The 20,691-nt window shown below is 62.4% G+C and carries 13 protein-coding genes; 10 read left to right on the top strand and 3 right to left on the bottom strand.

Annotated features, from left to right (window positions below; genetic code table 11):
* Positions 1-171 precede the first annotated feature (171 nt).
* From GGR00_RS21250 to GGR00_RS21230, 5 genes are all read left to right on the top strand, one after another.
* Entirely contained in the window at positions 172-4,707 is a 4,536-nt protein-coding gene (locus GGR00_RS21250; protein ID WP_246441530.1) for a MupA/Atu3671 family FMN-dependent luciferase-like monooxygenase, read from the top strand.
* Entirely contained in the window at positions 4,707-5,405 is a 699-nt protein-coding gene (locus tag GGR00_RS21245) for a 4'-phosphopantetheinyl transferase family protein (protein WP_184700957.1), read from the top strand. Before GGR00_RS21250 ends, GGR00_RS21245 begins: the two co-directional genes overlap by 1 nt.
* Positions 5,402-6,691 (top strand): glycosyltransferase, encoded by a 1,290-nt coding sequence (locus GGR00_RS21240; RefSeq protein ID WP_184700955.1) that lies wholly within the window; start codon positions 5,402-5,404, stop codon positions 6,689-6,691. The genes GGR00_RS21245 and GGR00_RS21240 overlap by 4 nt, the downstream gene beginning before the upstream one ends.
* A 4-nt stretch (positions 6,692-6,695) precedes the next feature.
* Entirely contained in the window at positions 6,696-7,823 is a 1,128-nt protein-coding gene (gene glf / locus GGR00_RS21235; RefSeq protein ID WP_184700953.1) for a UDP-galactopyranose mutase, read from the top strand.
* 107 nt (positions 7,824-7,930) lie between these two features.
* Positions 7,931-8,929, top strand: coding sequence for a hypothetical protein (locus GGR00_RS21230; RefSeq protein WP_184700951.1), 999 nt, complete (start codon positions 7,931-7,933; stop codon positions 8,927-8,929).
* A 12-nt stretch (positions 8,930-8,941) separates the two neighbouring features.
* Here GGR00_RS21230 and GGR00_RS21225 read toward each other — a convergent pair whose 3' ends face one another.
* Positions 8,942-11,584 carry a glycoside hydrolase family 9 protein gene (locus GGR00_RS21225; RefSeq protein WP_184700949.1) on the bottom strand — a complete coding sequence of 881 codons (2,643 nt, stop codon included), beginning with the start codon at positions 11,582-11,584 and terminating at the stop codon, positions 8,942-8,944.
* Positions 11,585-11,753: 169 nt separating this feature from the next.
* Between GGR00_RS21225 and GGR00_RS21220 the strand changes: the two genes are divergently transcribed.
* The 5 genes from GGR00_RS21220 (at position 11,754) to GGR00_RS21200 (ending at position 18,426) form a co-directional block, all read left to right on the top strand.
* A complete protein-coding gene (locus GGR00_RS21220) occupies positions 11,754-13,133 on the top strand; it encodes a hypothetical protein (protein WP_184700946.1) in 1,380 nt (459 codons plus the stop codon).
* Between the two features lie 125 nt (positions 13,134-13,258).
* Positions 13,259-14,536: a polysaccharide biosynthesis/export family protein gene (locus GGR00_RS21215; RefSeq protein WP_184700944.1), complete on the top strand. Its 1,278-nt coding sequence runs from the start codon at positions 13,259-13,261 to the stop codon at positions 14,534-14,536.
* 33 nt (positions 14,537-14,569) lie between these two features.
* Entirely contained in the window at positions 14,570-16,057 is a 1,488-nt protein-coding gene (locus tag GGR00_RS21210; protein ID WP_184700942.1) for a Wzz/FepE/Etk N-terminal domain-containing protein, read from the top strand.
* 42 nt (positions 16,058-16,099) lie between these two features.
* A complete protein-coding gene (locus GGR00_RS21205) occupies positions 16,100-17,446 on the top strand; it encodes an oligosaccharide flippase family protein (RefSeq protein WP_184700940.1) in 1,347 nt (448 codons plus the stop codon).
* Positions 17,443-18,426 carry a glycosyltransferase family 2 protein gene (locus GGR00_RS21200; protein ID WP_184700938.1) on the top strand — a complete coding sequence of 328 codons (984 nt, stop codon included), beginning with the start codon at positions 17,443-17,445 and terminating at the stop codon, positions 18,424-18,426. Before GGR00_RS21205 ends, GGR00_RS21200 begins: the two co-directional genes overlap by 4 nt.
* 3 nt (positions 18,427-18,429) lie before the next feature.
* Here the strand turns inward: GGR00_RS21200 and GGR00_RS21195 are convergent, their stop codons facing one another.
* Both GGR00_RS21195 and GGR00_RS21190 read right to left on the bottom strand, forming a co-directional pair.
* Positions 18,430-19,698: a glycosyltransferase gene (locus tag GGR00_RS21195; protein ID WP_184700936.1), complete on the bottom strand. Its 1,269-nt coding sequence runs from the start codon at positions 19,696-19,698 to the stop codon at positions 18,430-18,432.
* A gap of 30 nt (positions 19,699-19,728) precedes the next feature.
* The gene (locus GGR00_RS21190) at positions 19,729-20,439 is read right to left on the bottom strand and encodes a class I SAM-dependent methyltransferase (RefSeq protein WP_184700934.1); all 711 of its coding nucleotides are present in this window, start codon (positions 20,437-20,439) and stop codon (positions 19,729-19,731) included.
* Positions 20,440-20,691: the final 252 nt, after the last annotated feature.

The following is a 20,691-nucleotide window of genomic DNA, read 5'->3' as shown; positions in this document are numbered from 1 at the left end:
GAGGGTATTCTCATTCTTGTTTAGATCAATTCGTATATAGATACGGCAGCAATCGCAGTTCATGGGGTCGGGCACATGCCATCAGGGCAATTGGAATGCGTTCTGATCGGGGACGAGTCGCTTCTTGTGCAATGCGCCGAGATCGTGCGGGCCCATGGCCATGCAGTGGCGATGATCGTGACGGACAACACATCGATCCGGAACTGGGCGGAAGGCCTCGGCCTCCCGGTCTGCGCATTCGACGGCGACGTCGAGCCCCGGCTTGCGTCGGTCTCCTATGATTGGCTTTTCAGCGCGGCCAACCTGCGCATCATCCCGGATGCGCTGTGGCGCAATGCGCGACAGGGTGCGGCGAATTTCCATGACGGTCCGTTGCCCCGCTATGCCGGCCTCAATGCCCCGGCCTGGGCGATCATGGAGGGCGAGACCCGTCACGGCGTCACCTGGCATGCGCTGACGGCGCACGTCGACGAGGGCGGCATCTATGCCCAGCGCATGGTCGAGATCGGTCAAGACGAGACGGCGCTGACCCTCAATACGAAATGCTTCGAAGCGGGCATTTCGACATTCGAGGACATGCTGACCGCCATCGATGAGCGGACGCTCGCGCCGCAGCCGCAGGATCTGTCGCAGCGTACCTACTACGCCAGGGACCGCCGCCCGGCGGCCGCCGGAACGCTGCGTTTCGACCGCGATGCGCAGACATTGTCGCGCGCGGCGCGCGGGCTCGATTTTGGCTCGGGCTACGCCAACCCGCTGGCCCGCACCAAGGTGAGCACGGATGGCGGCCTTTTCGTCGTTACCAGGTTCGAGACTATGGAGCACGCCGACGGCCAGGCCGCAGGCACGGTGATCTCCGTTTCGGATGAGGGCGCCGTCATTGCTGCGGCGGACCGGCATGTGCTGGTTCAGGGAATCGGTCTTGGACGGAATGCCGGCAAGACGCTGAGTTCCTGCCTCAGCCAGGGAATGCGCCTGCCGCCGATGGCCGACGCAGAAGGACAGGCGCTGGACGAGGCAGTTGCGCGGGCCGCCCGCCATGAAGCGCGTCATCGCAAGGCGCTTGCCGCTGTGCGCGATGTCGATCTGCCCGACGTCAAGGCATGGACGCCGGACAGTCAGGTGCAGATACTCGCGCAGCCGCTGCAAATGGCGGTTCCGGCGGACTCGCGCGCGGCCGCGATTGCCGCCTTCCTGGCTCGATTCTCCGGCCAGGATTCGCTCGACATCGCCTATGCGACGGATGCCTTCGCAGTGCTGGACAGCCAGTTCCCCGGGTATTTCGCCAAGTCGGTTCCGTTCCGTGTCGAGGCTCTTGACGGTGAAACGGCCCAGGCTTTCGCGGCGCGGACAAACGAAGCCCTGGGCAAGCAGCGCGAGCGCGGCATCTATGTGGCCGACCTCGCGGAGCGCGTTCCCGGGCTTGTTGTTCCGCGGCTGACCGTCGGGCTGGTGGAAGCCGTTTCACCGTCCCAGGCCAGCCTTGTCGAAGGGTCGGCCCTGACATTCGTGCTCGGTGCGGACGAGACCGCGGTATTGGCGGACCAAGCGCGGATTGGGGCGCGCGACCTTGCCGACATGCTGTCCCGGCTGGGCATATTCGCCGCTGCATTTGCGGCCGGCGACAAGGGGGTTTCAGACCTGCCGCTGATGTCCGATGACGAGCGCCAGCGCGTGCTCTACGGCTGGAACGAGACTGCACGCGACCATGATCGCACGGCTTGCGTGCATACGCTGGTCGAACGTCAGGCCGAACTGACACCGGACGCGATCGCAGTCGCCTTCCGCGAGCGGTCGCTGAGCTATCGCGAACTCGACGAAAAGGCCAATCGGGTCGCACACCGGCTGATCGAGCTCGGCGTGAAGCCTGACACGCTGGTCGGCCTCCATGTCTCGCGTTCGCCGGAGCTGGTGATCGGCGCACTGGCGATCCAGAAGGCAGGCGGCGCTTATGTGCCGCTCGACCCGATGTTTCCGGCCGAGCGCCTTGCGCTGATGGTCGAAGACAGTGGCGCGCCGGTGGTGCTGAGCGAACGCGCGCTCGATGGCGTGCTGGCCGCGGACGGTGCCCGGCGTTTAAACATCGAGGACATTCTTGCGACACCCGGCAATGCCGAGCGCCCCCGCAGCGGGGTCACGGCGGCCAATCTCGCCTACATGATCTACACGTCGGGTTCGACAGGGCGGCCGAAGGGCGTGATGGTTGAGCATCGCAATGTCGCGAATTTCTTCGTCGGCATGGATGACCGCATCACCATTGACGAAGCCGGGCAGCCTGTTTGGCTCGCCGTCACGAGCTTGTCCTTCGACATCTCCGTGCTGGAGTTGTTCTGGACGCTGGCGCGTGGCTTCAAGGTGGTCATTCATGCCAGCGATGTGCATGAGCACAAGAGCGAGGCAGCGCCGCGCCGCCGCGCCAACGGCAAGGCGCCGATGGATTTCGGCCTGTTCTACTGGGGCAATGACGACGGGGCAGGGCCGGCGAAATACCGGCTGCTGCTGGAAGGTGCGAAGTTTGCCGACGAGCATGGCTTCCAGGCACTGTGGACACCGGAGCGGCATTTCCATGCCTTCGGTGGTCCCTATCCGAACCCGGCGGTGACGGGAGCTGCCGTCGCTGCCGTGACGAAGAACCTGTCGATCCGCGCCGGTTCATGCGTCCTGCCGCTGCATCATCCCGCGCGCGTCGCGGAAGAGTGGGCCATCCTCGACAATATCAGCAATGGTCGCGTCGGTCTCGCCTTCGCCTCCGGCTGGATGCCTGAGGATTTCGTGCTGCGGCCGGAGAATGCGCCGCCGCACAACAAGGCGGCCATGCTGCGCGACATCGAGACCGTCCGCCGTCTCTGGCGCGGCGACAAGGTCGAGTTCGACTTCGGCACGGGCAAGCTGGCTGTCGTCACGCAGCCGCGTCCGGTGCAAAAGGAACTGCCGGTCTGGATCACCACCGCCGGCAACACCGATACCTATCGCGAAGCCGGTCGACTGGGCGCGAATGTGCTGACCCATCTGCTCGGCCAGTCGATCGACGAACTGGCCGGCAAGATCCGCGTCTACCGCGAGGCGCTGGCCGAGGCGGGCCACGATCCGAGCGCGCACAAGGTCACGCTGATGCTGCACACGCTGCTCGGCGAGGATCGCGAGGAGGTGCGGGAGCGCGCCCGCGGTCCGATGAAAGACTATCTGCGCAGCGCCGCGGCACTGATCAAGCAATATGCCTGGGCCTTCCCGGCATTCAAGAAGCCGCAGGGCGTGGTCCAGCCGATGGACATCGACCTGCAGTCGCTGCAGCCGGATGAACTCGACGCAATCCTGGAATTTGCCTTCCTGCGTTACTTCGAAGACAGCGGCCTGTTCGGCACCGTAGATGATGCGCTCGACCGCGTCGACCAGATCGCGGCCATCGGCGTCGACGAGGTTGCTTGCCTGATCGATTATGGCATCCCCAGCGACATCGTTCTGGAGCGGTTGAAGCCGCTCGCCGAGGTGGTCGCGCGGTCGCGCGAGAGCGATACGAGCGAGTCGATGCCGCAGAGCGCGCTCGCAGCCGATATCGCCGCCCACGGCGTGACCCATCTGCAATGTACGCCTTCGATGGCGCGCATGTTCCTGGTCAATGACGAGGACCGGCAGGCCCTCGGGCAGGTCCGCCATTTGCTCGTCGGCGGAGAGGCATTGCCGGCGTCCTTGCTGTCCGAACTGCGCAAGGTGACGTCGGCGCCGGTCGAAAACATGTATGGCCCGACGGAGACGACCATCTGGTCCTCGACGATGACCGCCGACATCGGCGAGGGCGTCGTGCCGCTTGGCAAGCCGATCGCCAACACGCAACTCTACGTGCTCGATGCTTCGCTTCGTCCAGTCGCGCCCGGCATGGCCGGTGAACTCGTCATCGGCGGCGAGGGCGTGGCGCGCGGTTATTTCGGCCGTGACGACCTGACCCGCGAGCGTTTCGTGGCAAATCCCTTCGCCGACGGCAGGATGTATCGCACCGGCGATCTCGTGCGCTATACGACCGACGGCGTGCTGCAGTTCCTTGGCCGCACTGACCATCAGGTCAAGGTGCGCGGCTATCGCATCGAACTCGGCGAAATCGAATCGCGGATCGCTGAGTTCCCCGGCATCGCCGAGACCGTCGTGATGGCCCGCGAAGATCGGGCCGCCGACGTGCGCATCGTCGCCTATCTGCGGCTCAGGGACGGCAAGCTCGACGAAAGTGCCTTGCGTACCCATCTGGCCAAGTCACTGCCGGAGTACATGGTCCCGGCACATTTCGTGGTGCTCAATGCCTTCCCGTTGACACCAAATGCCAAGGTCGACCGCAAGGCGCTGCCCAAACCGGAGGCCAGGCGCGAAGCTGAAGCCGAGATCTACGTCGCACCGGTCGACAACGTGCAGCGCGAGATCGCCGAGACTTTCCGCCGTATCCTCGGCGTCGAGCGTGTCGGGCTCAACGACAGCTTCTTTGCGCTCGGGGGCCACTCGCTGCTGGCGGTGCAGGCGCACCGGGAGCTGAAGGCATCGGTCGCACCCGATATCGCCATCACCGACCTGTTCCGCTTCCCGACGGTGGCGGCACTGTCCGGGCATCTTGCCGACCGCGGCAAGTCCGATGAACGGCTAAGCCAGGTTGCAGACCGCGCCGCCATGCGCCGTGCCGCGCTCGGCGACCGCCGCGCCGCGATGCAACGGATGCGAGAAAATTGATGGGCCTGCTTGCCGGGCTCTTTCATGCGGACGTGGCGACAGCGCAGGGTGATCCCCGGTCGCTTGCCGCGGTGATGTACCCCGTCGAGCGATCCTATGTGTCGCGCGCCACGGAACCCCGTCGCCGCGAATTTGCGGCAGGCCGCGCGCTGGCGCGGCAGGCCATGGCGTCGCTGGGCGTAGCGCAGGCCGCGATCCCCGCAGCGGCCGATCGAGCGCCGGTCTGGCCGACCGGCATCGTCGGAAGCATCAGCCATTGTTCCGACTGGTGCGTCGCCGCCGTGGCGCGCGAAAGCCAGGAGTGCAGCTCGATCGGCATAGATGTCGAACCGGCGATACCGCTGGACGACGATTTGCTGGATGTGATCTGCACCGACGCCGAGCTTCGCTGGCTCGGACGGCAGCCGGCGGGGCAGCGCCTGATGCTCGCCAAGGCGATCTTCAGTGCCAAGGAGTCCTTCTACAAAAGCCAGTACCCGCTGTCGAAAACGCTCATCGACTTCCAAGCAGTGACCATCCTGCCGGACGTGGCGAGGGGCCGCTTCGAAGCGCGTCTTGAGGTCAACGTGGCGCCCTTCCTGGCTGGTCAGATACTGGAAGGCCGCATTCGCATTGCATCGGGCTTCATCTCGACAGCGATGATCCTGTCAAGGCGCATGGCCAACTCTTCGACCGGCGGACATGGGAGAATGCAATGACGCGCGTGACAGGTCGGCAAGCGATCCAGCGATTGTTGCGAGGGCTGCGCCGCCGCTGGGCGCGCAGCGCCGCGTCCTACCGATACGGAGTTGCGGAGCGTGCCGTCGTCGGTGCGGTAAGCAAGCGCAAACCTGTGGTTCGGCTGCTGCTGGTCAGCGACGGGGCCGAGTATACAAGCGAGCAGCAGTTTGCGCCCTTGATACGGCACCAGCGTGCGTTGCGCAGGGAGCTGGGAATTGTTTTCCGCATGATTTCACAGGAGGCGGCCCTCGCCAGGCCGGGCGCCTTCTTTCTTGACTATGATGTCGTTGGGCTGAAGCTGTCGTTCAGATCCAAGCCAGGGGATGTCGAAAAGGCGCTTGCCCATCTTCGCAAGGTGGTCGACCGGACAACGACGAAACTGGTCTATTTCGACGGTGACGACGATCAGAGCATGCAATGGCCGAATGTCTGCGAAGCAGTCGACTTGTATGTCAAGAAGCATGGCTTCGCTGACATCTCCGCGTATCGCAAGGCATATCGTGCAACTGCAAATGAGACCAAGATCAACAACCTGACCGACTATGTCGCTCGGCTCGCCGGAGACGATGTGCCTGACCAGACCGTCACGTCGGTGCCGGTCGGCGATGAATGCCTGGGCAAGCTGCACGTAGGTTGGAACATCGCGCTTGACGACAAGATCGAGCAGCTTGTCGCCCGGCCGGGCGAAGCTGGGGCGCAAGTTCGATCCATCGATATTCTCTGCCGCGCCCATGTTCCGCCAGAAGCCTGGATCGCGCCGATGCGCAGTTCTGCGATTGAGGCGGTGACCAGACTGTCCAGCCGGTTCAACGTGCTGGCGCCGCGATCGCGCGTGTCGCAGGAAGAATACAATCTGGAGCTGACCCGGAGTCGCATATGCGTCAGCCCCATCGGCTACGGCGAACTTTGCTGGCGCGATTTCGAAGCGATTCTTTCGGGATGCCTGCTGGTGAAGCCCAGCATGGACCACATCACGACAAAGCCGAACATTTTCGTTCCGCACTCCACCTATATTCCGGTCAACTGGGACTATTCCGACCTTGAGGAAAAGTGCGCTTTCTATCTGGAGAATGAAGCAGAGAGGGCGGCCCTCGCATCGAGGGCGCGTTCGACGCTCCTGAATGGCCTGACCGAAGAGTGGTTCCTGCGCGAATTCTCTGAGCTCATGGCAAGGTTGATCCCAAGCGAGACTTCGGCCGTCCGGCGTGAGAAAGCGCCGGCGTCGGCAGGCTTGTCCGTTACGTTCCCTCCGGCTGCAGGGTAGCTCGATGTATGACTGGTTGATCGTGGGCGCCGGATTTGCCGGCTCCGTCCTGGCCGAGCGGATAGCGAGCCAGCTCAACGAAAGGGTCTTGGTCGTCGATCGACGCGACCACATTGGTGGCAATGCCTACGACATGCATGACCAGGCTGGCGTGCTGATGCATCGCTACGGGCCACACATTTTTCATACCAATTCGCAGCAGATCTTCGACTACCTGTCGCGCTTTACCGAGTGGCGCCCTTACGAACACAGGGTATTGGCGGAGGTTGATGGGCTGCGCGTGCCGATTCCCATCAATCTGGATACCGTCAACAGGCTCTACGGGCTCGATCTCACATCGGAACAGTTGGAGGGCTGGTTCGCCGAACGCGCCGAGGCCGTGGATGAGGTGAAGACATCGGAGGATGTCGTCGTCTCGAAGGTCGGCCGCGAACTCTATGAGAAGTTCTTCCGCGGATACACGCGCAAGCAGTGGGGCATGGATCCGTCGGAACTCGACAGGTCTGTCACCGCCCGTGTCCCCACCCGCACCAACCGGGACGACCGCTACTTTACCGACGAGTTCCAGTTCATGCCGAAGGGCGGCTACACCAAGCTCTTCGAGAAGATGCTCGATCACCCGAACATCGAGGTGATGCTGCAGACGGACTATCAGGATGTACGGACAAAGATTCCGCATCGGCGGCTAATCTATACCGGGCAAATCGACGAATACTTCAACTTTCGCTTTGGCAGGCTTCCCTACCGGTCGCTTAAATTCGAGCATGTCACGCTGAACACGCGCCGCTTCCAGGAGGTCGGCACGGTCAATTTTCCGATGACGCAGGACTACACCCGCATCTCGGAATACAAGCACATGACCGGCCAGGATCATCCGCAGACCACGGTAACCTATGAATACCCTTCGGCGGAGGGCGACCCGTATTACCCTATTCCCAAAGCCGAGAACGAACAGTTGTACAAGCAGTATGAGCGGCTTGCGGGCGAGACGCCGGATGTGTGGTTCGTCGGCAGGCTGGCGACATATCGCTACTACAACATGGATCAGGTCGTCGGCCAGGCGCTGGCGACCTTTCGCCGGATGGCTGCAGCGAGGGAGAGCCGACCCGAGGATGCGGGCGCACCCGCGTGATGCGTTTCACCCGTCGTTGGCTTGTCCTATTTCTTTGTGTTCTTGTCCTGGCAGGTTCCATGTCACCAGATGCAGCGAAGTCGGCGTCCCAGCCTGAGCAGCCTCCCGTGACAACAGCCGCCCCCCGAAGCCTGTTCGTTTCCGGCCACAGTCTCACCGACCGGCCGATGCTCGACAAGCTTGCGGAAATGGCCGCCGCCTCGGGCCGGCCTATTCTCTGGAACATGCAGAACATTGGCGGTTCGTCGCTCGAACGGCGCTCCATGGGGACCGATCCCGCGCGACCATGGTCGGGTTTCGCGGACGGCACCGATCGCAGTGGCGGTTCGGTCGATGTTCTCGTCGAGTTCCGCCGACCGTCCGTAGGGGACAGTGCCTATGATCTTCTGCTCGTGACGGAGTTGCACTCCCTGCTCGACACGGTGATGCGACAGGGCACGGTGCGTTATCTCGCCGAGTACAAGCGTCGTTTCCTCGAGGCTAGTTCTGCGGGGTCGATGTGGTTCATGGCGCCGTGGCTGGATATCTCGGACAAGGAGGATCCCAGCGACTGGATCGCCTATGAGCGGCTTGCCTTGCCGGTCTGGCGATGCGCGGTGCAAGCTGCCGGCGGGAGCGCTGCATCGGGCGGCGAGAGCGCTTCCGGCATAGGCTTCATCCCGGCGAGCCTGGCCCTGGCCGAACTGGTCGACCATCTCGTAAGTGCGCCCCGCCAAGGCTTCGAGAACATGACACCGGGCGATGTCGTTCGGGCGCTTTTTACCGACAGCGTCCATCCGACTGAACTCGGCGAGGCCTTTGTCGCGCTGATCGTGCTGGCGACGATCGATGGGCTGGACGCGCAGACCGCGCGCATGCCGGCGGGCGTGAGCGAGGCGCAAGCGCAGACGCTGAAGATTTTCGCAGCGGATTTCCTGAGCCGCTATCGCGCTGCCCAGCCGTTTGAGGCGTGCTCCGGCGGCGTTGCGCCGTCCTTTGCCTGGGCCTATGCCGGTTACGCCAACAAGATCTACCGTGCCGACTTCTCCTGGCCGCGTGCAGCGATCCAGCGCATGCGGGATACGGCCCGCTTCGGCTGGAACCTGCGCAATGCCTTCAGCGATTGACCTCCTGCCGTGCTACTGCCGGCCATGCAGGTAGAGCGCCAGCGCGGCCATCGTGGCGATCGACTGGTGCACCGTAAATTCCTGCTGCATGATGACCGCGGGGTGCTCGACCAGATATTCATGGTAGGGCAGGGAAAACCGTGGCGGCTCGATGCGGCGCTGCGCTGCGTTTTCGGCGGTGCCTGACTCCGCCAACGGCGACCATGCCGGGCCGAACACCCAGCTATAGGCGGTAGCCGACTGGGACGCGAACCCGAAAATGGTGATGCCGCTCGGCGCGTCTACCCCCATGGCGCGATGGTCTTCGTGCAGCGGATGCAGGATCTGTCGTGCGCCGATCCCGGTCACGAAGCTCAGGCCCACCTGATTGACCCCGACCATGGCCTGGTATCCCTGCTCCATGACCTGCAGGATCTGCGGATTGGCAGATAGCAGATGCGCGCGGATCAGCGTCTGCGTCTGGTTGTAGTCCGGTGCGCCGCCTTCTCCCCAGCCGGCAGGTGCATCGGGATGCTTCATGTTGGGATAGGCGGCATGTTGCTGGGCGCCGGTGATGATTGCCGCTTCCGCAGCGAACCGCGCTGTTATCTCCTCGCCTATTTCCGCATCCGAGCCCGCAGTCTTGAGATAGTCCCAGGCAGCGTCGCCCTTGTGCGCAAAAAGCCCCTGATCCTCGCGCCAGTACGCTTCGAAGATGTCGCGGTGTTCCGGACTGTCGAGCAGCCTGTAGAGTGCCGCTGCGGCTGCGCCTCGATATTCGCGAGCGATCGCTTGCAACTGTTCGCGCCGTGCCGGCCAGCCGCCTGGTCCGAATGAGCCGCTCGCCGTGGCGGCAAGGATCGCGTCGCGATAATAGGTGTCGGGATCGGCGAAGCCGGGTTCCGCGGCAGCCCACGCTGCGCGGGCGCTGTCTTCGAACAGCTTGGCGGCGTCGGACTTGCCCAGCGTTTTCAGGATGCGCGCCAGCTTCGCGGCGACAGCGGCATATTTGTAGGTCGAAATGTGGTCGGGCGCGTAGGCGTAGACCTCCTGTCGCTCGAGATAGCTTGGCTCGCCCAGCATGGGATGGGCTGCACTTTCGATGCCGCCGCGAATGCTGCCGTCGTCGGTCTGCAGCCGTCGGAAGAAGTCCATCACCCAGATCGCTTCATGGATGAGGTCAGGCAGGTCGTCGGTGTCGCGATAGGCTGGGTTGGTCAGCAGGGTGCTTGATTTCGGCAGATTGAAGCTGGTTGCGGGCTGTCCTTCAGGCAGAGCCTCGAAAGTTTCCAACAGGAGGGACGCTACCTCGACATGCTGGATGCGGCGGTCCCAGTCGCCTGCATCCATGTAGCCGCCCCAATAGCTGTCCGGCGCCTTTCTGTCGGTGCGCCAGCGCGGCTTCACCCCCTCCTCGAAAGCAATGAAACCGGTATCGAAATTGGACGACCAGGCCAGTGGCAGTCGGCTTTCGACGATCGACATATCGGCGCCGGGGCGGAAGGCGACAGGCCGGCTGTAGCCGAAGCGCCCGTCGATCGCGATGCCGCTGCGCTGATGGTAGAGGCCGGTCATGGAATTGCGCGCGGCATTCAGCCAGGTGTCCGGGTCGACCCGAAACGGGTCCGAAACGCCGAGGCCTCGAATGCGCAGCCGGTATGGCCCGCCCGCTTGTGGCGCCCACGCGGAGTAGTCGAGTTCAAAGACGAAGGTCCCGGCGCGGTTGGCGCTGTAGGCGGGGGTGACGGTTGCCTGTGGGGATAGGGTCGCCGGCAGCGGCCCGGTTGGTTCGGCCAGTGTGAATGCACTGCCCTTGACCTCGGATACGATGGCGAAGATCGCACTGGCATCCTGGTCGCCGCCCAGGCGCTCGAGTCCGACGCGCTGGCCGTCAACCAGGTTATGTCGCACAACCGTCGTCACGCGCCTGGAATTCGGATCGAGTGACCGGATGGCGATACGTGGTGCGATCGCGTTGGTGTAGTTGATCAGCGGCTTGGGCAGGCCATTGCCTGGTTCGGGGTCGCCAGGGCTCTTGCGCAGGCTTATGGCGCCAGAAAAGACGGTCCTGCCTTTGGGATCGACGATGTCGAAGCTGTCGATGCCGTAATCTCTGAAATCGACCGCACCATCGTCGTTGCCGCCGGGCAGCCAGAGCGCGAGAAAGCCGGTCTTCGCCGTGTCCTTTGTCGCATGACCAAGCAGTGTCGAGCGGATCGCCATGGCCCGGGTTGCCCGGTCGTCGAAGGTGAAGCTTTGGTCGGCAAGCACGCCGTTCGGCCAGCGGATGACATGAGTGCCTTGCGGCAAGGGGCCATCGAGCCTGAGGTAGACCTGGTGCTTGAAGGCAGCGCCAGTGCGTGTGTCGCCATTGGGGCCTGGATAGAGCCCGGAATCGTAGGGCATGGACTTGCGGTAAACCGAGATGACGCGGCGTCCGCCGATATCGCCGTAAAGGCCGGCGTCGTCGATGCTTTTTCGATCGAGAAATCTACCCGGGGGCGTGTCCGAGAGCCGGACATTGTCGGCTTTCGGTCCGATGACCAGTCCGGGTACCCCATCGACGTCAGTCCACCGCCCGCGCATATCAGGCATCGGCTTGGGCAAAGTCACGATACGTCCATGCACGAACTGCGGATCGCGCAGTTCGACAGCGATGATATCAGGTGCCGCCATTGCGATCTCCGCGATTTCGATCGCAGGCGAACCGGCGCGAGCGCTGGCCGGCAGGACCAGCAACGCCATGAGAAGGACTCGAAATACGAAGACCACGTTGTCGTTAACCTTCCGTCGGGTTGTTCTCGGGCGTTAACCTGCAGTTCCCAGGCGCCATGTTATTGCACGCATGTCGAGCCACAAGGGTTATCGTTCTTTGAAGTTCGGGGTGCTTTTTCTCGCTTTGCTTGCGATTTTCCCGCTCGGCTTGCTGCTAAGAAGCACGCCCGTGCTGCGCAAGCCATTCTGGATCGTCTTCGGCGCCCTGCCATTCTTTGCCGCAGCCATCCCACTGTTCGATGTCGGCCTGCTCTCCTGGGCCGGTCGCTGGGTAGGCTTCGTCTACGGCCTTCAGATTTCGATTGTCGATATCCTTGCCGCAGCGGCTCTGTTCGCAATGCCACGCGGCAAGCTGCCGTGGTGGTGCAAGCTGCCATTTCTTCTCTACCTCCTCGCCACCGCGCTTTCGCTGCTGCAGGCCGCCGAGCCGGTAGCCGCCAGCTTCGGCCTGCTGCAATTCGCCCGCATCTACCTGGTCATGGTGGTCGTGGCTCGTGCCTGCGCCGATCCGGATGTGCCGTTCCTGATGCTGAAAGGAATGGCGATCGGCATGGCGGCGCATTTCGTTGCCGTCCTCCATCAGCGGTTCCAGCTTCAGCTGCCGCAGACGATGGGTCTGTTCATCCATCAGAATACGCTCGGCATGGCAGCCCATTTCGTGCTCTTCCCGCATCTCGCCCTGTTGCTGGCGGGCTATCGCAACGTTCGCTACCTGGTCGGCACGGTTCTGGCGACGATCGTCGTGGTCGTCTTCACCGCCTCGCGCGCGGCCGTCGGCTTTGCGGTGATCGGGCTGGGGACGCTTTTCGTGACGCAGGCGCTTGCCGGCCTGACGCAGCGCAAGATGGCGGTCGGCCTTGCAGCGCTCGCCTCGCTTCTCATCGTGGCGCCGTTGGCTGTTTCCACGTTTTCCAACCGGTTCGAGCTCAGTCCGCTTGGAGAAAGCCAATATGACGAACGTGCAGCTTTCAATCGGGCTGCGTCCTTCATTCTCGAGGATTACCCGCTTGGCGTCGGGATCAATCACTATGTGCATGTTGCGCGTGACCTTGGCTATTCGGAGCGCGGCGGCGTCATCGGCTTCGAGGGCAACCGCAACAACATCGTCCATAATGCCTATTGGCTGACTGCCGCTGAGGCGGGGTACCCGGGTGTGATCGCGTTCTGCATCATGCTCGTCGTGCCACTGTTCGTCGCAATCAGGACCGGCTGGCGCATGCGTCGCACCCTGGAGGGCAACCTGTTGCTCGGTTTCGGAGTCGCGCTTCTCGTCGTCTATCTCCATTCCTTCTACGAGTGGGTGATCTTTGCGAGAGAGATCCAGTACCTCCTGACCATGACCATGGGCATGGTCTTCGGCATTGCGCTGCGCCTCAGGGTGCGCGATCGCGCGAGGCAGCCCCGGTCAATCCAGGCCATGCAATTGAATGCACAATCAGGATTGCGTTAACCATGAAACACGAAAGTTGCGGCGATATGACCGGCGCATCGCGTTTCGCTGAACGTCTTCAGCCTATTTCAGGAGTTGTACGGTAACAGCCTTGGGTTGTTGCCAGATGTTGTTGGAGCGGTTCGATGAATTTGCTTGGTGCACTGAGAAAGCTGCAGAGGGGAAATGGCGCTGTCGTGGCTGGCCTCGCCTCGCTGGCCTTGCTTGGCCTGTCCGGCAAGTCCCTGGCCGATACGGCCGAGTATGAGCTTGGTCCGCAGGACCGGTTGCGCATCCATATCTCCGAATGGCCAGCGCTGACCGGCGAGCTTACCGTCGGCGCCGGCGGCGACATATTGATGCCGATGCTTGGTCAGATCCCGGCAAAGGGTTTGAGCACGCCCGAACTCGCGGCCTCGATCGCAGCGCGGCTGCAGGAAAAGGCCAATCTTCAGCAGATGCCGGACGCGACGGTGGACATCGTCACTTATCGTCCCTTCTACATCCTCGGCAGTGTGACCACCCCAGGCGAATACGCCTATCGTCCCGGCATGATGATTCTCAATGCCCTGAGCCTCGGCGGTGGTGCCTATCGGCCGGAGCAAGGCTCGCAATGGGACCTCGAGCGCGTGGCGATATCGAGCCGCGGCGATCTGAAACTCAACGAGGCTCGCCGTTCGGATCTGTTGGCCGAACAGCAACGTTGGCAGGCGCAACTGGATGGCGCAGAGGGCATTGGCGCAGCGCCCGGCGATGCACCCCCCGAATATGCGAAGGCTGTCGAGGAACAGGGCCGTCTCTTTGCCACTGAACTTGGGCGCCATCGCGCCGAAAGACGCAGTCTTGAAGCGTCGATAACCATGCGAGAGCAGGAGCTCGAGGCGCTTGACCGGCAGCTTGCCGACGTCGCGCTTAAGCTGGAATCGACGAAAGGTGAACTTGAGAAGATCCGACGACTGGCCAAGCAGGATCTCGCCGTTCATCGCCTTGGTCCGCTGGAACGCAGCATGAGTGATGTGCAGCGCGAGCAGCAGGACCTGGAGATAGGCAAGCTGCGGGCGCGCCAGGAGATCAATACGGCGACGCGCGAGATCGCTGCTTTGGACGAGCAGCGCCGTGCGACGGCTCTCGCCGGCATCCAGCGCATTGCCGTCGATCTCCGCGCCATCGCCGAAGCAAACGACACCTCTGCCCGGATCCTGGATAGCGCTGCCTACTATTCGTCGAATCTCGCCCGCCTTGCCGAGTCCGAGACTGCTCCGCAGTTGCGCTTCAGAATTGTGCGGACCGACGACAACGGCACATCCGAGTTCGATGCGGTCGAAACGACGCGCGTACAGCCCGGCGACATCGTCAAGGTTTTCCGCGTAACGACGGAGATGACCGGCGCGCTGGGGGACGAAACGACGACGAAGCGCCCCTGACCATCGCAGCACTGACTTACCGTAGGCTTCAATATGCTTGAATCGCGACACCCCCAGGAATTGCCGATCCAGCAGGGCGTCGCGCCGGATGCCAGTCTCTACGACTGGCGCTGGATGGTTCGTTCGGCCCTGAATGGGCTCTGGCTTATCCTCGCCGGCGGTCTGCTGTGCGGAGCGATTGCTGTAGCCTATGTCGCGCTTCGTCCATCGCAATACACGGCCTCCGCTGTCCTCAACATCACCAACTTGCGCTTGACGACGAGCGGCGAGGACGCGTTTTTCACCGAGTCGCAATTCGACCCGACATTCCTTGAGACACAGATTGAGACGATAGGCTCGACCCCGGTTCTCTCCAATGTCATGCAGACGCTGAAGCTTGGTGGTCCCGACGCATCCGATCATCAGGGAGCGCTAAAGGCACTGCGTGGTGGTCTGGCCATTCACCGCCTTGGCCAGAGCAATCTCGTGGAGATCCGCTATACTTCAGGGACGCCTCAGAATGCCGCTACTGTCGCCAACGAGGTGGCGCGAGCCTACATGGCCAAGCAGGAGTCGGATCGCGCCGAAGCCGTTCAGTCGGCCAGCGGATGGCTGCGAGACCGGCTTCGCGAGGCAGGGCCGAAGGCGCAAGTGATGTCGGCCGCCACACCGCCGGTCGAGAAGAGCAATCCGCGCGGCTTGATCATCATCGCGCTGGCGGGAATTGTCGGCGCCGCCGCGGGTTTCGTCGTCGCGCTGCTGCTGGCGTTTCTCGATCGCAGTTTCCGTCGGCCTGACCGGCTCGCCTCGGTTGCTGGAGTGGAATGCTTCGGCGTGATTCCGAACCTGGTTCGCGATCGCGCTTCTTCAAATAGTGCTGCTCTGCACCTGTCGGAGATTTCCCGCCGTCCCGGAACACCGGAATGGCAGACGCTGAGGCTCGCCGCCGTCAGCATACTGCCCCTGACCGGCAGCCCTCATGTGCGGTCGCTGGGCGTCACCTCGGCACTCCCGGGCGAAGGCAAGACCTTGCTGGCCGCCAACCTTGCGCTTCATGCGGTTCAGATGGGCAAACGAGCACTGCTCGTCGATGCCCAGTCCTATCGGCCGGAACTGTCGAAAGCCATGGAGCATGCGAACCGGCGGGGCCTCCTCGATTATCTCGAGGGACGCGAAGGCGACCTGAAGGCTTTGATCGTCAAGGACACGAAAACGGGACTGGACATCTTGCCCTATGGCCAGGCCGGAAAGACCCCGGCGATGCTGTGGGCAGGGCAAATGGAACAAGTCCTGAGCCAGTTGGCGGCGTACGATCTGGTGGTTTTCGACCTGCCGCCGCTCGATGCCGCTGGCGATCTCCGTGCATCTGCACGCTTCATCGATTCTTTCGTCCTCGTTGTCGAAGCCGGACGGGTCTCGGACGAGGCGCTGTCGGCGGCATTGTCGGCAGCGCCGCCCGTTTGGGAAAAACTCGTTGGGACGATCCTTAATCGGTGCGATCCCGAACGGGTGTTCAAGTGGCTGCCGGCTTTCGGGCGCTAGGCTCGTTCTCTGCTCTCAGGCAACAGGATTGGTACGAGCCTGATGGCTATTTCGTCTAAACGCCTCCTTCACGGGGCAATCTGGACCACTGGCGCCTATTTCGTCTCGATCGTGCTGCGCTTCGGGTCGAACGTGGTTCTGTCACGGCTGGTCATGCCGGAAGTGTTTGGCACGATGCTGATCATCAGCACCTTGCGTAACGGCATCGAACTCGTCTCCGACGTCGGCATCGGCCAGAACATCGTCCACAACAGCAAGGGCGAAGAACAAAGGTTCCGCGACACGGCCTGGACCATCCAGCTGGTCCGCGGCGCGATCCTGTTTAGTCTGATGTTCGCCCTGGCCGCGCCGCTTGGGCAGCTCTACTCGCTCCCAGCCTCGGCGATCCAGCTGTCGGCGTTCGGCCTCGTTCTGATGGGCAGTGCATCTGTCTCCATCTACATGCTGCAGCGCCAGCTTCAATTCGTGAAGCTCAACTTGTTCGACCTCATGGTCGAGTTCGTGAATGCCTGTTTCGTCATCGCGCTGGCGCTGTACAGTCCGACGATCTGGTCGCTGCTGGTTGCCAATATCCTGACCATCGTGGTGCGGACGGCAGCGAGCTATCTCTTGCCCTATGGCCGAACATGGCTGGCGTGGCAGGCGTCCTACGCTCGTGAGATCCTGTCGTTCGGCAAATGGATATTTCTCTCTTCGCTGCTGTCCTTTCTCTGCGCGAGCTTCGACAAGCTCTACCTCGGCCATGCGGTGCCGCTTGCCGTGCTTGGCGTCTACGGCATTGCGCGCACGATTGCGGACCTCCCGGCGGCCTTGGTCGGCAGGCTAAGCTATTCCTTGATCTTTCCGGTGGTTTCATCGCGCAAGGATCAGGATGTGGGTGCGCTCCGCGCCGAGATGCGGCCACTGCGCCTGAAGCTCTTGCTGGCGTTCGCCGTGTGCATCGGCTTTGGAATTTCGGTTTCGGACTTCGCCGTCTGGCTTATCTACGACCAGCGCTACCATGATGCCGGCTGGATACTGCCGATCCTGCTCCTCGGCGTCTGGTGTTCTCTGCTTTGCACGATTTCGGAATACTCGCTGCTGGGCATTGGACGCCCGCTCTATGGTGCGGCGGGTAACATGGCGAAGCTGGCGTTCATGGTCGTCGCCATTCCGCTCGGCCTGCAGTTTTATGGCATCGCTGGCGCGATCCTGATGATCGCTGCCAGTGACCTCTGCCGCTACATGCCCATCCTGTTCGGCCAGTACCGCGAGCGGATCGCCTTTTTCCGGCAAGACGTGGCAATGACTGCGTTGCTCATTCTGTTCATCCTGGTCTTTTCCGTCGTTCGTTATGAGGCCGGCTACGGCACGGCATTCGACGGCGCGCTGGAGGCGTTCCGCACATGAATGCTGCAGCCCCGACAGTTGGCGTGGTGGTGATCGGCCGCAACGAGGGTCCACGCCTTTTCGCCTGTCTCGAGAGCCTCGGCGGGCTGATCGCCAAGGCTGTCTACGTCGATTCCGGTTCGACCGACGGCAGCGCCGAGGTTGCGGAAAGGCTGGGTGCGGCGGTCGTCCAGCTCGACATGACGGTTCCATTCACTGCGGCGCGTGCTCGCAATGCCGGATTTGCCGAACTCCGCCGCTTGGTTCCGGGCATCGAGTTGGTGCAGTTCGTCGATGGCGACTGCCAGATCGCTGCCGGCTGGCTGGCGAAGGCTGCCGGTTTTCTCTCCGAGAACCGAGTTCACGCGATCGTCTGCGGACGCCGCCGTGAACGCTTTCCGGATGCAACGATCTACAATGCCCTATGCGACCGCGAATGGGACACGCCTGTTGGCGACGCACTCGCCTGTGGCGGCGATTGCCTGGCGCGGGTCGATGCGCTTGCCTCCGTAGGTGCCTATGCGGCAGACCTGATTGCCGGCGAGGAACCGGAAATGTGCGTGCGCCTGCGCGCCGCTGGCTGGAAGATCCATCGGCTGGATGCGGAGATGACGCTCCACGATGCGAACATCAGGCGCCTTGGCCAATGGTGGAGCAGATCGAAACGCGCCGGCCATGCCTTCGCGGAAGTGGCGCATCGCCACCTCGGATTGCCCGAAGGCATCTGGGGACGCAATGTGCTGAGGGCGGTGTTCTGGGGCTGTGTATTGCCGTTGGTTGCGCTGTTCGGCGCGGTGGCATGGACTCCTGCATTCCTGCTGCTGTTCGCCGCCTACCCGCTGCAGATCGCTCGCATCGCCATGCGTGAGGGAGGCGGGCGCACCGCATGGCTCTACGCAACCTTCGCTCTGCTGGCCAAGTTTCCCGAGATGCAGGGCGTTGCGCAATATGCGCTGAATCGGCTGATGGGCAGACGCCAGCGGCTGATAGAATACAAGTGAATTCTATTCGCCGGCCGGCTGGAATTTTGGTCCGCCCTGGAGCGGGCTCTGCGCCGAGCTGCTGTTGCGGCCGGTGCCGGTGGCTTCCTTGAAAAGCCGCTGCAACTCGAGAGCCAGACGCCGCCGGTCATGCAGGCGTTCGACACGTTCGCGCCCGACCTTGCCCATGCGCGCCAGTACCTCTGCCGGAGCAGACAGCGCCATCCGCATCGCTGTGACAAGTTGCATATGGTTACCTGGCTCGACCAGCCATCCGCACTCTTCGTCCACCAGTTCAGGGATGCCGGCGATCGTCGTCGAGATTACTGGCCTGGTCAGCGCAAGCGCCTCCATGATTGCCACCGGCAGGCCTTCGGCATAGCTCGGCAGCAGCATGGCGCGGCTCCCTTTCAAGAGCGCTCGAACCTCGTCGTTGGATGCCCATCCCGGCAGCAAGACCTGAGCACCGACATCATGGCGTTTGATTTCGGCCTCGATTTCGGAGCGGCTTTCGCCGTCGCCGACCAGCAACACCTTCATGTCGGGGAATTCGTCTCGCAATGCCGCGACCGCGGCGGGGATATGGACCTGGCCCTTCTGTGGGCAGAGCCTGCCGACGCAGACCAGGGTGCGATCGTCGGCGGGGACCGGCGTCGGCTCAAAGTCGTCGAGCTTGAGTCCACATCGCGCGATGACGATCTTGCGCGCATCGCCTTGGTCGGCGAGCGAGGCGAGCAGGTTGCTGCAGTAATCCGAGATCGCCACGACGAAAGCGGCATGTCTGATCTTGAGGTCGAAGCTCAGATAGGCGGCGTCAGTGAATTCGTCAGGGCCATGCGCGGTGAAGCTGTAGCTCGGTCCGCCAAGCAATCTCGACAGCAACGCCACGGCGGCCGGGTTCGTACCAAAATGCGCATGGATATGGGCGATGCCCTGCCTGCGGGCCTCCTGGCGCAGATAACAAGCCTGCATCAGGTAGGCGATGTGGTGGACAAGCCCGGAATAGGCCCTGCCGCGCATCTGCCGCAAGACGGGAAGGGTGCGCAGCAGTGCGCGCGGATTGGTAATCGCTTCGCGCCCGAATGCAACAAAGAGCCCGACTGCATTGCCGCTGAGCAGATAGCGTGTGGCCTCCGTCTCGGCCCGGTCGGAGCGGTCGACCAGCGTTCCGCCGAAACGACGAACGGAAAGCCTGCCGATATCGAGGCCGAGCTCTTCCAGCGCCTCGATTTCCCCGCGGATGAAGGTCGTGCTTGGTATCGGATATGTATTGAGAAGATAAGCGATCTTCACCCTGCGCTCCTTGTATTGCTCAGTGCAGGACTATCGGACGGCAATTATCGATTTATTGAACGACATAACTTTTTCGAACGCTATTTCCGCATCCGGAAACAAGGACTTCATCTGGCTTGCAGAGAGCAAGCGATGGTGTCGGACAAGCCAGGATGCATCGTTCCAGTCGCGCTGCCGGCTGAAGAAGCCGAGCGCGAAACGGTGCAGCATTTCGATGCGCAGGCGTTCCGGCAAATACTGAAAACCCAGGAAGCGGAAATGCGGTTCGTAGGGGAACCAGTAGTTGGGGGTCTGGATGTAATAGCGGGCAGCCAGTCGCCGCACATTGTCGGCAAAGAGCTTCATGTCGGCGAATTGCCCGACATGTTCGATCACCGAATTGGAGTGTACGAAATCGAACTGCTGTCCCTGAAGCAGGGTTTTGTCGGTGGCGCTGCCTTGAATCGAGGCAAAGACGCGCGAGTTCTTGACGTCGATGGGGTCGGTGTTGAGCAAGGTAATTTGCAGCTTGTCTTCATTTCCGCGGATGAAGTCGGCGCCGATATCCCAATATCGTTCCGTTCCGCCGAGGTCGAGAACGGTGCAACGGCCCTTTTCGCGCAGGACCGATTGCATGATTTCCTGGACCAGCTTGAAGCGGTTGGCGCGGAACCGGCTCTCCCGGCTGTTGCGGTTCGCATAGGGGTCTGCACGTCCCGTCGCAGTTCGTTCAATCGCTTCTTTTGTATTCGCATCGTCCATACGACACACCCCCGGCACTAAGCACTCGTCAGGGTTGATGTAGCAAATATCGTTAGCGAATGTAGGAAATTGTTAACGATTGGTTAATTGAAAGCTTAGTCCACCTCCGTGGGACTGAACTGGCCCAGTTCGTGGAAGCTCATAGACGCGCAAAGTCCTTCGAGCCGACTGAATATGCAAAGACGCCGATCGCAACTGGACGGCAGCCAGAGTAGGGATTTTTATTGTGTTTCCAAAGCAATGCGGGTCTTG

Source organism: Aminobacter aganoensis (genome assembly GCF_014206975.1).
Lineage (GTDB): Bacteria > Pseudomonadota > Alphaproteobacteria > Rhizobiales > Rhizobiaceae > Aminobacter > Aminobacter aganoensis.
The sequence above is the reverse complement of the archived record's forward strand: the minus strand, read 5'-3'. Positions and strand labels throughout refer to the sequence as shown.